Below are 13,039 nucleotides of genomic sequence, written 5' to 3'. Positions count from 1 at the left end.
TCACCTCCCGTGACCGTGACCGAAAGGACGACGATGTCCTCCTCCTTGGCATCCCCGGCGGCCTCGGCCTGGTTCACCGAGCGGGACTGCGACCTCGACGCCTTCCGGCCACTCGTCGAGCGCGCCACCGACCTCGCCGACTACCCGCACGCGGCGTCGGTCGCGGACAACGTCCTGGTCTACGACAGCGACCGGCTGCGCGCGGCCGACGGCCACCGGATCCGTACGGAACTCGTGCGGGCGCTGGCCGACGGGCCCGGCGTGGTGGTGTTCCGGGGCGCGTTCCCCGACCCGGCCGTGGTGGACCGGATGACGGAGGTCTTCGACACGCTGATCGCCGAGCAGCACGCCTCGGGCGGGACGTCCGGCGACCACTTCGCCGCCCCCGGCGCCAACGACCGGGTGTGGAACGCGCTGGAGAAGGCGGCCCTCCTCGACGCCGACGCCTTCGCCGACTACTACGGCAACGACGTCGTCGCGCTGGTCTCACAGGCCTGGCTCGGCCCCGGCTACCAGATCACCGCGCAGGTCAACGTGGTCAACCCGGGCGGCGCCGCGCAGACCCCGCACCGCGACTACCACCTCGGTTTCCTCTCCAACACGACGGCGGCCGCCTACCCGGCGCACGTCCACCGGCTCTCCCCCGTGCTGACCCTCCAGGGCGCGGTGGCCCACGGCGACATGCCGCTGGAGTCGGGCCCGACGCTCTACCTGCCGTACTCCCAGACGTACGAGCCGGGGTATCTCGCCTGGCGGCTCCCGGAGTTCCAGGCGTACTTCGACGCGCACCGCGTCCAGCTGCCGCTGTCCCGGGGCGACGCGGTGTTCTTCAACCCGGCGGTGTTCCACGCGGCCGGCACCAACCGCACCACGACCGTGCGGCGGGTCGCGAACCTCCTCCAGGTGTCCTCGGCGTTCGGCCGGGCGATGGAGACGGTCGACCGGGAGGCGGTCGTGAACGCGGTCTACCCGGTGCTGCTGGAGCGGGCTGCGCGGGGCGCGGACGAGGCGTGGCTGGAGCGGGTGGTCCGCGCGAGCGCCGAGGGCTACCCCTTCCCCACCAACCTCGACAGCGACCCGCCGGTTGACGGCCTGGCCCCGCCCGCCCAGGCCGACACCGTACGGCGGGCCCTGCGCGAGCGGTGGACGCCCGAGGCCCTGCGGGGCGCGCTCAGGGCGGACGCCGAGCGACGGACGAGCTGAAGGGACGGGTCCGCCATGGGACTTCTCGACGACAGGATCGTCCTCGTCAACGGCGGCAGCCAGGGCGTGGGCGCCGCGATCGCGCGGGCCGCGGTGCGCGAGGGAGCGGTCGTGGCCGTCACCGGGCGCCGCCCCGAACCGGGCGAGGCGCTGGTGACCGAGCTGGCGGCCGCCGGGGGCAAGGCGATGTACGTGCAGGCCGATCTCTCCGACGCCGACCAGGCCAGGTCGGCCGTCGCGGAGGTCGTCGACGCGTACGGCCGGATCGACTGCCTGGTCAACTCCGCCGGCCTCACCACGCGCGGCACGCTGCTGGACACCACGCCGGAACTCTTCGACCAGCACATCGCGATCAACCTCAAGGGGCCGTTCTTCGCCATGCAGGCCGCGGTCGCCGACATGGTGAGCCGTCGGGCGCCCGGCACGATCGTCAACATCATCACGTCGTCGGCGCACGGCGGGCAGCCGTTCCTCGCCCCGTACGTCGCCGCGAAGGCGGGGCTGATCGGCCTGACCCGCAACGCGGCGCACGCCCACCGCTTCGACCGGGTCCGGATCAACGGCCTGAACATCGGCTGGACGGCGACCGAGGGCGAGGACGCCACCCAGCGGGCCTTCCACGGCGCCGGTGACGACTGGCGTGAACAGGCGGCCGCCCGGCTGCCGATGGGCAAGCTCGGCCAACCGGACGAGATCGCCGACTTCGTGGTCTTCCTGCTGTCCGACCGGTCGGGCGTGGTCACGGGATCGGTGATCGACTGGGATCAGAACGTCCTCGGCGGACTCGACTAGGCCCTCGGACGCGCCGTCCACGCACCAGCACCACCCTTCGCACCACATCTGAGGAGCTGCACCCCCATGCGTATCGGAATCCTCGGCCTCGGCCGCATCGGCGCCTTCCACGCCGAGACCCTCTCCGGGCTCGACGCCGTCGACTCGCTCGTCGTCACCGACCCCTTCACGGACGCCGCCAAGGCGGCGGCGGAACGATTCGGCGCCGAGGTGGCGGACTCGCCGGAGGCCCTGCTGGCCGCCGGGGTCGACGGCATCGTCGTCGCCGCGGCGACCGACGCCCACCCGGCCCTGATCCTCGCCGGCGTCGAGGCCGGCGTCCCCGTCTTCTGCGAGAAGCCCGTCGCGAGGACCATGAACGAGGGCGTGGAGGTGCTCAAGGCCGTCCGGGGCAGTGCCGTGCCGATCCAGATCGGCTACAACCGCCGCTTCGACGCGGGCTTCGTCGCCGCGCGGGCCGCGGTCCGGTCCGGCGCGCTGGGCACGCTGCACACGGTCCGCTCGACCACGCTGGACCCGGCGCCCCCGCCGGCGGCGTACGTGGCCGCCTCGGGTGGCATCTTCCGCGACTGTTCCGTCCACGACTTCGACATCATCCGCTGGGTGACCGGCCGCGAGGTGACCGAGGTGTACGCGGTGGGCGGCAACCGGGGCGCGGACTACATCAAGGAGGCGGGCGACGCCGACACCACCGGCGCGATGCTCACCCTGGACGACGGCACCATCGCGGTGGTCTCCAACAGCCGCCACAACGGCCGGGGTTACGACGTCCGCATGGAGATCCACGGCTTCGACGACTCCATCGCGGTGGGCCTGGAGGACAAGCTGCCGCTGCGCTCGGTCGAGCCGGGGGTCACCTTCCCGTCCGGCACCCCGCACGACTTCTTCATGGACCGCTTCACCGCGGCCTACCGAGCTGAACTCACCGCGTTCACCGAGGTGGTGGCCGGCACCCGGCCCTCCCCGTGCACGATCGAGGACGCCCTGGAGGCGGGCTGGATCGCGGACGCGTGCACCCTGTCGCTGCACGAGCACCGGCCGGTGACGATCGCGGAGGTGCGGGGCGCGTAGGCCCTACGAGCACCGGGGGGGCACGTGGGCGACACGTGCCCCCCTGTCATGCTCGGCCCATGAGCCCGGAGATCACCCCCGCCGATGTCACCGACCTCCACCAGGTCCTCGCCGACCACTCCCGCTACTGGGGCGAGCGCGATCTGCGCGCGCTCCATCTCACGGCGCTGGTCCAGGAGTTCGGCCGGACCTGTCTCGTCGCCCGCGACGGCGCGGGCATCCGCGGCTACGTCATCGGCTTCGTCACCCCGGACGGCACCGGTTACGTCCATCTGATCGCGACCCGCGACGACAGCCGTGGCACCGGGCTGGGCCGCGCCCTGTACGCGGCCTTCGAGGAGGCGGCCCGCGAGCAGGGCGCCGTACGCCTCAAGGCGATCACATCGGTCACCAACACCGGCTCGATCGGCTTCCACCGCGGCCTGGGCTTCGCCGCTGAGGTGGTGGAGGACTACAACGGGCCCGGCCGGCCGATGGTGGTGTTCCGGCGCGAACTGCCGGTCTGAGCCCCGGCCTCAGCCCGCCCGGTGGCGGACATGGAGATGGCCGTCCAGCGGGAAGTCCGGGGGCGCGGCGGGCAGCTGGGCCTCGAAGGCGTATCCGGCCTTCTGCGCGACCCGGCAGGACGCCGCGTTGTCCACCTGGTGGAGGAGATCGAGGCGGTCGAGCGCGGGCAGCGCGCCGAACGCCCAGTCGGTCAGGGCGCCCAGGGCCCGCGGGGCGATGCCCCGGCCGCGGACGTGGGCGGCGGTCCAGTAGCCCACCTCCGCACGGTCGCCGCCGGCGGCCAGGTCCTTGAGGACCGCGCCCCCGACGATCCCCCGCCCGTCCTCCACGAGGGCGAACGCCAGCCGGTCCCCCGACTCCCGGCCCCGCTCCTGCTCGCGCACCCACGCCCGGGCGTCCGCCTCGTCGTCCACGGCGATGCTCGTCCAGCGGCGCAGCGCCGGGTCCCGGCACAACGCGACCAGTTCCGGCGCGTCCTGGGGCTGCCAGGGGCGCAGGCGCAGCGCGGAGGCCGACGCGGTGGCGTCGGCCTCCAGGTGTATGTCCCGGCGTACGGCGATCTCGTCCATGCGCCCGAGACTAGGGCTCTTTCTCGGATCTCGCGTGGACCGCCGCCGCTTATGCCCCGCAGGACCTCAGGAACCGGCGGGTCCGGGTGGCGATGGGGAGCGGCTTGTCCGGCTCGCACGGGTACATGTCCTGCTCGACGATCGCGAACAGCTCCACGCCCAGCTTCTGCGCGGCCGCCAGCACCGGCTCCAACGCCGGTACGCCGGAGGGTGGTTCGCACATCACCCCGCGCTGGACCGCCGGTCCGAAGGGAACGCCGTTCGCACGGACGTCGGCCAGGATCTCCGGGTCGACCTGCTTGAGGTGCAGATAGCCGATGCGCTCGCCGTAGGTCTCGATCAGTTCGACGCTGTCGCCGCCGCAGTAGGCGTAATGCCCGGTGTCCAGGCAGAGGTTGACCAGCTCGGTGTCGGTCGAGTCCAGGAAGCGCTCGACGTGCGCCGCGGTGTCGATGTGGGTGTCGGCGTGCGGGTGGACGACGAGGTCCAGGCCGTAGGTCTCCCTCACCTCGTGCCCGAGGCGTTCCATGCCCTTGGTGAGATGGGCCCACTGCTCGGCCGTGAGCTCGGGTGGCTCCAGGATCTCGGCGGTCTTGTCGTCGCGCCAGAAGGACGGGATGACCACCAGGTGGCGCGCGCCCATGGCCTGGGTGAGCGCGGCGACCTCGCTGACGTGGGCCCAGGTGGACTCCCAGACGGAGGGGCCCCGGTGCAGGCCGGTGAAGACCGTGCCCGCGGACACCTTCAGGTTCCGCCGGGCGACCTCGTCGGTGAGGCGGGCCGGGTCGGTCGGCAGATAGCCGTAGGGGCCGAGTTCGATCCAGGAGTAGCCGGCCTCGGACACCTCGTCCAGGAAGCGTTCCCACGGCACCTGCCGGGGGTCGTCGGGGAACCACACGCCCCAGGAGTCGGGGGCGGATCCGACCCGGATGCGGTCGAGCTCTTCGGGCATGTCACTCGGTTCCTTCCGGCGTCTTCAGCACCGGCGCGGTCAGGTCCCGCTCCTCCGGCAGCTCCTCCACGTCGACGCCCCGCACCTGGGACAACTCGTGCTTGAGTGCGGCGAGTTCGGCGCCTCCGGCCATGTGGTTGGTGAGTTCCTCGAGGCTGACCTGGTCGCGGGAGGCGGAGAGTTCGAGGGTGCCCAGGCGCAGGACGCTGAAGTGATCGCCGACCATGTAGGCGTGGTGGGGGTTGTGGGTGATGAAGATGACGCCGAGACCGCGGTCGCGGGCGGCGGCGATGTACTTCAGGACGACGCCGGACTGCTTGACGCCGAGGGCGGCGGTGGGCTCGTCGAGGATGAGCACGCGCGCGCCGAAGTAGACGGCCCGGGCGATGGCGACGCACTGGCGCTGGCCGCCGGACAGCGTGCCGATGGGCTGCTCCAGGTCGTCCAGGACGATGCCCATGTTGCGCAGTTCCTCGTCCGCGGTCCTCTTCATCCGGGGGATGTCGAGCCGGCGTACCGGCCAGGGGCCCTTGGTCATCTCGGAGCCGAGGAAGAAGTTCCGCCACACCGGCATCAGCGGGACCGTCGCCAGGTCCTGGTAGACCGCGGCGATGCCCTTGTCCAGCGCCTCGCGCGGGGTGGAGAAGCGCACGGGCCGGCCGTCGACGAGGAAGTCGCCCTCGGTGTGCTGGTGCAGCCCGGAGATGATCTTGATGAGGGTGGACTTGCCGGCGCCGTTGTCGCCGAGGACGCAGGTGACCTTGCCGGGGTGGACCTGGAGGTCGACGCCGTGCAGGGCGCGGATGTTGCCGTAGGACTTGCCGGCGTTGCGCAGTTCGACGAGTGCCCCGTCGCCGCCCTCGGGGGCGGTGTCCATGACGATCGCGCCGTGCGCCCCGGTTCCGTTGCTGGTCATGTGCGTCACCTCCGGGTCGCCGTGCGCTGGACCCACAAGTTGATCAGGACGGCGCCGAGGAGCATGACGCCGAGGAAGGCCTTGAACCAGTCGGGGTTCCAGCCGGCGTACACGATGCCCTGCTGGACCATGCCGAACATGAAGGCGCCGAAGACCGGTCCGATCGCGGAGCCGGCGCCGCCGGTGAGGAGGCAGCCGCCGATGACGGCCGCGGCGATGTAGATCAGCTCCTGGCCGACGCCCTCGCCGGACTGGACGGTGTTGAAGGAGAACAGCTGGTGCATGCCGACGAACCAGGCGCCGAAGCCGACCAGCATGAACAGGGAGATCTTGGTGAAGGTGACGGGGACGCCGACGGCCCGCGCGGACTCCTTGTTGCCGCCGACGGCGAAGATCCAGTTGCCGTACCTGGTGCGCAGCAGCACCCAGGTGGCCAGCGCCGCGAAGACCAGCCACCAGATGATGGTGATCTTCACCTGGACGCCGCCCACCTCGAAGGAGGAGGCGAAGACCTTCTTGGCCTGGTCGAAGCCGTCCATGTCACTGATGTCGTCGGTGGCGACGTTGCCGGTGACGAGCTTGGTCACCGCGAGGTTGACGCCTTGCAGGATCAGGAAGGTGCCGAGGGTGACGAGGAAGCTCGGCAGGCCCGTCTTGACCAGCATCCAGCCGTTGAACGCGCCGATCGCCAGCGACACGAGCAGCGCGACGATCACACCGACCCACACGTTCATGGTGAGTTGGTAGCTGAGCATGGACGCGGTGAGCGCCGAGGTGATGACGGCGACACCGGCGGAGAGGTCGAATTCCCCGCCGATCATCAGCAGCGCCACCGGCAGGGCCATGATCCCGATGGTGGACGACTGGTAGAGGATGTTCGCCATCGAGCTGGCCTCGCGCACCGGCGAGGCCGCGATGAGGAAGAACACGTACACGGCGACGGCGCCGAGGAACACGCCCACCTCGGGGCGGGCCAGCAGCCGCAGCGGGAGCGGGCGTTGGGAGGTCCGGCCGTCGGACTGCCGCGGGCCGGGGGCCGGCGGTGTGGTCACCGCCGGCTCGGCGTGCTGAGCCATGCTCATCACCGGGTGCCCTTCGCGGCGAACGCGGCGACCGTGTCGACGTTGGACTTGTCGACGAAGGCCGGACCGGTGAGCACCGGCTGCTCCCCGCCGCCCATGTAGTTGCCGTTGTTCTTGTAGAGCCACAGCGAGTCGATCGCCAGGTAGCCCTGGAGGTACGGCTGCTGATCGACCGCCAGCTCCACCGTGCCCTTGCTGATGGCGCCCGTCAGATCCTTGTTGAGGTCGAAGGTGGCGATCTTGGCCTTGCTGCCGGCGTCGGACACCGACTGCACGGCGGTCAGCGCGATGGGCGCGCCGAGCGTCACGATGTGGTCGATCGACTTGTCCTGGCTGAGCTTGGCGGTGATCGTCGACTTCACGGAGGGCTGGTCGGTGCCGTTGACGTAGAGGTTCTCGATGGAGCCGGAGAAGGTCTTCTTCACACCGTCACAGCGCTGGGTGAGACCGATGTTGCCCTGCTCCTGGATGACACAGACGGCCTTCTTGGCGCCGAGGGAGTTCAGCTTGTTGCCGAGGGCCTCGCCGGCCACCGACTCGTCCTGCCCGAAGAACTCCAGCAGGCCGAGCTTCTTCCACTCGCTCACCCCGGAGTTGAGGCCGACGACGGGGATCTTCGCGGCCGTCGCCTTGGCGATGACGTCCTTGAGGGCGTCCGGCTTGGCGAGGGTGACGGCGATGCCGTCGACCTTCTGGTCGATGGCGTTCTGCACCAGGTTGGCCTGACCGCCCGCGCTCGGGTCGGCGGAGTAGACCAGCTTGACGTTGTCCTTGGCGGCGGCGGCCTCGGCGCCCTTGCGGACGATGTCCCAGAAGGTGTCGCCGGGCGACTGGTGGGTCACCAGCGCCACGGTCATCTGCGGGGTGTTCGCCTTGCCCGCCGAGGCGCCGCCCGCGCTCTCCTCGGCCTTCTTGCCGCCGGAGCTGCTGGAGCAGCCTGCGAGGGTCAGGGCCACCGCCGCGGCCATGGCCACGACCGGGGCGATTCTGCGGGATCGGGCGGAAGAAGAGCGGTCCATCTTTCCTGCACCTCACTGTGCTGCGGGGGAAACGACGGGATATCGACGGGGCGGGGCGCCCCGGACGCGGCTCGTGCGCTGTTGGGACGGGATCCAATCCCCTGACGCGCCCACTGTCAATACTTTGTTAAGACATCATTTCACGAGCAGGTCCGAATGTAAGCACAAAGTATTGACAGGGCGAGTCGGGCCGCCTACATCTGAGGGAGCGATCTCTACCCCGTACGTGCTCGCGTCACCCACCGACCCGGGGAGGTGCCCCCACGATGGCCAAGACCTCCGCGCTGGAGGGGCTGCGTCTGGTCCTGGACCGCGCCAGCCCGGTCCCGCTCTACTACCAGCTCGCACAGCAGTTGGAGGCGGCGATCGAGCACGGGGCGCTGGCCCCGGGCAACCTCCTGGGCAACGAGATCGATCTGTCGACCCGGCTGGGCCTGTCCCGGCCCACGGTCCGCCAGGCGATCCAGTCGCTCGTCGACAAGGGACTGCTGGTGCGCCGGCGCGGGGTCGGCACCCAGGTGGTGCACAGCCAGGTGAAGCGTCCGCTCGAACTGAGCAGCCTCTACGACGACTTGGAGGCGGCCGGGCAGGGACCGACCACGGAGGTGGTGCGCGACGAACGGATCCCGGCGCCCGCCGATGTCGCGGCCGCGCTCGGGCTCGCGGAGGGCAGCGAGGTGACCGTCCTGGAGCGGCTGCGCCGCACCCACGGCCAGCCGGTTGCCCTGCTGTGCAACTATCTGCCGCCGGGCCTGCTGGACCTCGACAGCGGGCGACTACGCACGACGGGCCTGTATCGGATGCTGCGGGCGGCGGGGATCACCCTGCACAGCGCCCACCAGACGATCGGCGCCCGCTCGGCTACCGCCGAGGAGGCCGCCCGCCTCGACGAGAAGGAGGGGGCGGCCCTGCTGACCATGCAGCGCACGGCGTACGACGACACCGGGCGCCCGGTCGAGTACGGGACGCACATCTACCGCGCGTCCCGGTACTCCTTCGACTTCCAGCTACTGGTCCGACCTTGAGGGGCGCGGGGAACTGCGCGACCAGCCACAGCGCACCCGCAGACGAAAATCCGGCCTACCGCGGAGCCATCCGCAGGGCGCCGTCCATGCGGATGGTCTCGCCGTTGAGGTAGTCGTGGTCCACGATCGTCAGGGCGAGCTTGGCGTACTCCTCGGGCTGCGCCAGGCGGCGCGGGAAGGGGACGCCGGCCGCGAGCCCGGCGCGGAACTCCTCGGACACCGTGGCCAGCATCGGCGTCTCCACGATGCCCGGGGCGATGGTGCACACCCGGATGCCGTACTGCGCCAGGTCGCGCGCCGCCGGCAGGGTCAGCCCGACGACGCCGCCCTTGGAGGAGGCGTAGGCGGCCTGGCCGATCTGGCCGTCGTAGGCGGCGATGGACGCGGTGTTCACGACGACACCCCGCTGCCCGTTCTCGTCGGCCTCCGTCTCGGCGATGGCCTCGGCGGCGAGCGCGAGCACGTTGAACGTGCCGATCAGGTTGATCTGGACGATCTTGGCGTACAGGGCGAGGTCGTGCACGCCGCGCTTGCCGACGATGCGCATCGACGGGCCGATCCCGGCGCAGTTGACGACCGTGCGCAGCGGCACCCCCGAGCCGGCCGCGGTGGCGACGGCGGCGCGGACCTGCTCGGGGTCGGTGACGTCGGCGGCCACATAGGTCACGCCGGGCACCTCGGGCGCCTTGTCGATGCCGTCCTTCAGGTCGAGCGCGAAGACCCGGGCCCCGCGCTCGGCGAGGGCCTTCGCGGTGGCCGCGCCGAGACCGGACGCACCGCCGGTGACGAGGGCGGCGGTGTTGTCGAGCTGCATCCTCACTCCTTGCCGAGGACGGTGAGCACACCGCCCTCGCTCCGGTCCAGCGCCCGGGAGATGACCAGGCGCTGGATCTGGTTGGTTCCTTCGAAGATCTGCATGACCTTGGCCTCGCGCATGTAGCGCTCGACGGGGAAGTCGCGCGTGTATCCGTATCCGCCGAGCACCTGCACCGCGTCCGTGGTCACCTTCATCGCATTGTCGGTCGCCACGAGTTTCGCAATCGACGCCTCGCGGGTGAAAGGCAGCCCCTGGTCTTTCAGCCGTGCGGCGGCCAGCGCGGTGGCCCGGGCCGACTCGATGGCGGCGCCCATGTCGGCGAGCACGAAGGCGAGTCCCTGGTGCTCGATGATCGGCTTGCCGAAGGTCTCCCGCTCGCGGGCGTAGCGCACGGCGTGGTCGAGGGCGCCCTGGGCGAGGCCCGCGGCGACCGCGGCGATGCCGAGCCGGCCGCAGTCCAGCGAGGCCAGCGCGATCCTCAGGCCCTCGCCCTCCTCGCCGATGCGTCGCTCGACGGGCACCCGGACGCCGTCGAGGCGCATGGTCGCGGTGGCGGAGCCGGTCAGACCCATCTTCCGCTCCGGCGGGTCGGCGCTCAGGCCGGGCGTGTCGGCCGGCACCAGGAAGCAGGAGATGCCGTGCGTGCGGTCGTCGGAGGTGCGGGCCATGACCGTGTAGAAGTCGGCGTAACCGCCGTGGGTGGTCCACGCCTTGGCGCCGTCGAGGACGTAGGAGTCGCCGTCGCGGACCGCTCGGGTGCGCATCGCGGCGGGGTCGGATCCGGCGTGCGGCTCGGACAGGCAGTAGGCGCCGAGGAGTTCACCGCCGAGCAGCTCCGGCAGCCATTTCGCGCGCTGCTCCTCGGTGCCGAAGCGGGCGAGCGGGAAACAGGACAGCGCGTGCACGGAGACGCCGACGGCGACGCTGGACCACACCGCCGCGATCTCCTCCAGGACCTGGAGGTAGACCTCGTACGGCTGGCCGGCCCCGCCGTGCTCCTCGGCGAAGGGCAGACCGAGCAGTCCGCTGCGGCCGAGCGTGCGGAAGACGTCACGCGGGAAGACCCCGTCCGCCTCCGCCTCGGCAACCCGGGGTGCGAGTTCCTTGGCGGCGAGGGTGCGCGTCAGCTGGATGAGCTGAACGGCTTCCTCGGTCGGCAGGGCGCGAGTGGCAGGCATGGCGACCTCCACGAAAGTGATACTGGAATGAGTACGAACGTATCATTCCCAGTACGGAAGCCGGGCGCAACGCGAGACGGGTACACAGTCCGATAACGGTCGGTTCTCGGGGTTCTCGGGGGCGTCAGGGCGCGACGGCGTGCACGATCAGCGACGCGAGCTGCTCGTACGCCTCCGCGTCGCTCAGGCCGGTGCGCACCCCCAGCTCCCCCTGCTGGATCTGGCGCATGGTCGCCGCGGCCACCTCGCCCACGAACGCGGCGTGCACGTCCCGGAAGGCGCCGTCGGAGACGCCCTCGGCGATCAGCTGACGCACCCGGTCCGCCGCCCAGCGCGTGTTGGCCTCGTACACCTCGCGCGCGGGCGGGAAGTGGGCCACGTCGTCGAGGAACCGGCGGGAGAGCGGCCGCAGCTGTTCGGCGACGGCGGTCAGATAGGCGCGCACCCGGTCGGACGGCTCGGCGGTCTGGGCGACGCGCTTCTCGACGGCCTCGGTGGCACCGCGGAAGTAGTGCTTGACGGCCTCCACGACCAGCCCCTGCTTGCTGCGGGCGAGCTGGTACAGCGTGGTCTTGGAACAGCGCAGCCGCTCGGCGAGGTCGTCGAGGGTGAGGTCGGAGAAGCCCTCTGCCGCCAGCAGCGCGACGAGTCGTTCCAGCAGGTCGGCCTGTCGGGCCGTACGACGGGTGCGCGGCATGATCCCAGCCTATCCGCGCCGCACGGATGAGCGGACGGACGGCCCTTGACTGGCGGCCGGGAGGGGCGCACAGTCGTACGGAGAGGCGATTTACACCGTAAACGTACATTGTGGGAGCCGGTCCATGAGCGCACCCACCACCACCGTGCTGGTCACCGGCGGCGCCGGGTTCATCGGCAGTCACGCGTGTGTGGAGTTGCTCGACCACGGCTACGAGGTCATCGCGGTCGACGACTACTCCAACAGCTCGCCGCAGGTCTACGCGCGCGTGGAGCGGGTCGCCGGCCGTTTCGTGGGAGCGGTGTACGAGCTGGACATACGCGACCGGCGGGCCCTGTCCGCCGTCTTCGCCCGGCACTCGGTGGACGCGGTGCTGCACTTCGCCGCGCAGAAGTCGGTGAGCGACTCCACGCGCGCACCGGTCGAGTACTACGACACCAATGTCGGCGGCACCACCGCGCTGCTGCGCACCATGCGGGACCACGGCGTGCACCGGATGGTGTTCTCCTCGTCCTGCTCCGTCTACGGCGACGCCGGCCCCGGACCGCTCGACGAGTCCACCCCGGCCCGGCCCACCAACCCCTACGCGACGTCGAAGTGGCTGTGCGAGCAGATCCTCGGCGACGTCTGCCGGCGCCGCCCCGAGTACTCCGTGCTGTGCCTGCGCTACTTCAACCCCGTCGGCGCCCACCCCAGCGGGCTGCTCGGCGAGGACCCGCGCGGCACACCGGAGAACCTCATGCCGTACGTCGCCCAGGTCGCCGTGGGGCGCAGGGAGCGGCTGCGCGTCCACGGCACCGACTACCCCACCCGCGACGGCACGGCCGTACGGGACTATCTGCACGTCATGGACACCGTCGAGGCGCACCGCGTGGCGCTGGACCACCTCTCCGACGCACCCGGACTGCGGGTGTACAACCTCGGCGTCGGACGGGGGTGCACGGTCCTGGAGGTGGTCGACGCGTTCTCGCGGGCCTGCGGACGGCCGGTGCCGTACGAGGCCGCGCCCCGGCGCCCCGGCGACGTGGCCGAACTCGTCGCCGACCCCGGCGCGGTGGAGCGCGCCTGGGGCTGGCGGGCGACCCGGGATCTGGACGCCATGTGCCGGGACTCCTGGCGTTTCCAGCGGCTCAATCCCCATGGATACGAGGACTCGGCACGGCGGCCAGAGGCCAAGGAGCGATGAGCGGGCCCGCTCGTCGGAGAGAGAG

14 protein-coding genes are annotated in these 13,039 nt (G+C 71.2%); 6 read left to right on the top strand and 8 right to left on the bottom strand.

Annotated features, from left to right (window positions below; translation table 11 throughout):
• The first annotated feature begins 33 nt into the window (after window positions 1–33).
• From ACZ5NW_RS04325 to ACZ5NW_RS04310, 4 genes are all read left to right on the top strand, one after another.
• Window positions 34–1,203 carry a phytanoyl-CoA dioxygenase family protein gene (locus ACZ5NW_RS04325; protein WP_468742178.1) on the top strand — a complete coding sequence of 390 codons (1,170 nt, stop codon included), beginning with the start codon at window positions 34–36 and terminating at the stop codon, window positions 1,201–1,203.
• Window positions 1,204–1,218: 15 nt separating this feature from the next.
• On the top strand, window positions 1,219–1,995 hold the full coding sequence (locus ACZ5NW_RS04320) for an SDR family oxidoreductase (protein WP_468742177.1): 777 nt from the start codon (window positions 1,219–1,221) through the stop codon (window positions 1,993–1,995).
• A 66-nt stretch (window positions 1,996–2,061) separates the two neighbouring features.
• Window positions 2,062–3,066 carry a Gfo/Idh/MocA family protein gene (locus ACZ5NW_RS04315; RefSeq protein WP_468742176.1) on the top strand — a complete coding sequence of 335 codons (1,005 nt, stop codon included), beginning with the start codon at window positions 2,062–2,064 and terminating at the stop codon, window positions 3,064–3,066.
• A 59-nt stretch (window positions 3,067–3,125) separates the two neighbouring features.
• Window positions 3,126–3,572: a GNAT family N-acetyltransferase gene (locus ACZ5NW_RS04310; RefSeq protein ID WP_468742175.1), complete on the top strand. Its 447-nt coding sequence runs from the start codon at window positions 3,126–3,128 to the stop codon at window positions 3,570–3,572.
• A 9-nt stretch (window positions 3,573–3,581) separates the two neighbouring features.
• Here ACZ5NW_RS04310 and ACZ5NW_RS04305 read toward each other — a convergent pair whose 3' ends face one another.
• Genes ACZ5NW_RS04305 through ACZ5NW_RS04285 form a run of 5 tightly spaced genes read right to left on the bottom strand, consistent with a single transcriptional unit; the run spans window position 3,582 to window position 8,111 of the window.
• Window positions 3,582–4,142 carry a GNAT family N-acetyltransferase gene (locus ACZ5NW_RS04305; protein ID WP_468742174.1) on the bottom strand — a complete coding sequence of 187 codons (561 nt, stop codon included), beginning with the start codon at window positions 4,140–4,142 and terminating at the stop codon, window positions 3,582–3,584.
• Window positions 4,143–4,191: 49 nt separating this feature from the next.
• Complete coding sequence (locus ACZ5NW_RS04300; protein ID WP_468742173.1) at window positions 4,192–5,094, bottom strand: sugar phosphate isomerase/epimerase family protein; 903 nt, start codon at window positions 5,092–5,094, stop codon at window positions 4,192–4,194.
• 1 nt (window position 5,095) lies between these two features.
• Window positions 5,096–6,010: an ATP-binding cassette domain-containing protein gene (locus tag ACZ5NW_RS04295; protein WP_468742172.1), complete on the bottom strand. Its 915-nt coding sequence runs from the start codon at window positions 6,008–6,010 to the stop codon at window positions 5,096–5,098.
• 5 nt (window positions 6,011–6,015) lie between these two features.
• Window positions 6,016–7,092, bottom strand: a complete 1,077-nt coding sequence (locus ACZ5NW_RS04290; protein WP_468742171.1) for an ABC transporter permease — start codon at window positions 7,090–7,092, stop codon at window positions 6,016–6,018.
• Window positions 7,092–8,111 (bottom strand): sugar ABC transporter substrate-binding protein, encoded by a 1,020-nt coding sequence (locus ACZ5NW_RS04285; protein WP_468742170.1) that lies wholly within the window; start codon window positions 8,109–8,111, stop codon window positions 7,092–7,094. The genes ACZ5NW_RS04290 and ACZ5NW_RS04285 overlap by 1 nt, the downstream gene beginning before the upstream one ends.
• 266 nt (window positions 8,112–8,377) lie before the next feature.
• Here ACZ5NW_RS04285 and ACZ5NW_RS04280 point away from each other — a divergent pair, with 266 nt between their 5' ends.
• A complete protein-coding gene (locus tag ACZ5NW_RS04280) occupies window positions 8,378–9,136 on the top strand; it encodes a GntR family transcriptional regulator (RefSeq protein WP_468742169.1) in 759 nt (252 codons plus the stop codon).
• Between the two features lie 55 nt (window positions 9,137–9,191).
• On the opposite strand, the gene ACZ5NW_RS04275 is transcribed toward ACZ5NW_RS04280, so the two are convergent.
• The 3 genes from ACZ5NW_RS04275 to ACZ5NW_RS04265 form a co-directional block, all read right to left on the bottom strand.
• Window positions 9,192–9,950 (bottom strand): SDR family NAD(P)-dependent oxidoreductase, encoded by a 759-nt coding sequence (locus ACZ5NW_RS04275; protein ID WP_468742168.1) that lies wholly within the window; start codon window positions 9,948–9,950, stop codon window positions 9,192–9,194.
• Between the two features lie 2 nt (window positions 9,951–9,952).
• Entirely contained in the window at window positions 9,953–11,131 is a 1,179-nt protein-coding gene (locus ACZ5NW_RS04270; protein ID WP_468742167.1) for an acyl-CoA dehydrogenase family protein, read from the bottom strand.
• Between the two features lie 124 nt (window positions 11,132–11,255).
• The gene (locus ACZ5NW_RS04265) at window positions 11,256–11,828 is read right to left on the bottom strand and encodes a TetR/AcrR family transcriptional regulator (protein WP_468742166.1); all 573 of its coding nucleotides are present in this window, start codon (window positions 11,826–11,828) and stop codon (window positions 11,256–11,258) included.
• A 124-nt stretch (window positions 11,829–11,952) separates the two neighbouring features.
• Here ACZ5NW_RS04265 and galE point away from each other — a divergent pair, with 124 nt between their 5' ends.
• Window positions 11,953–13,014 (top strand): UDP-glucose 4-epimerase GalE, encoded by a 1,062-nt coding sequence (gene galE / locus ACZ5NW_RS04260; RefSeq protein ID WP_468742165.1) that lies wholly within the window; start codon window positions 11,953–11,955, stop codon window positions 13,012–13,014.
• The last annotated feature ends 25 nt before the right edge of the window (window positions 13,015–13,039 follow it).

The sequence above is a fragment of the Streptomyces sp. NPDC032126 genome, from assembly GCF_055580085.1.
The sequence above is the reverse complement of the archived record's forward strand: the minus strand, read 5'-3'. Positions and strand labels throughout refer to the sequence as shown.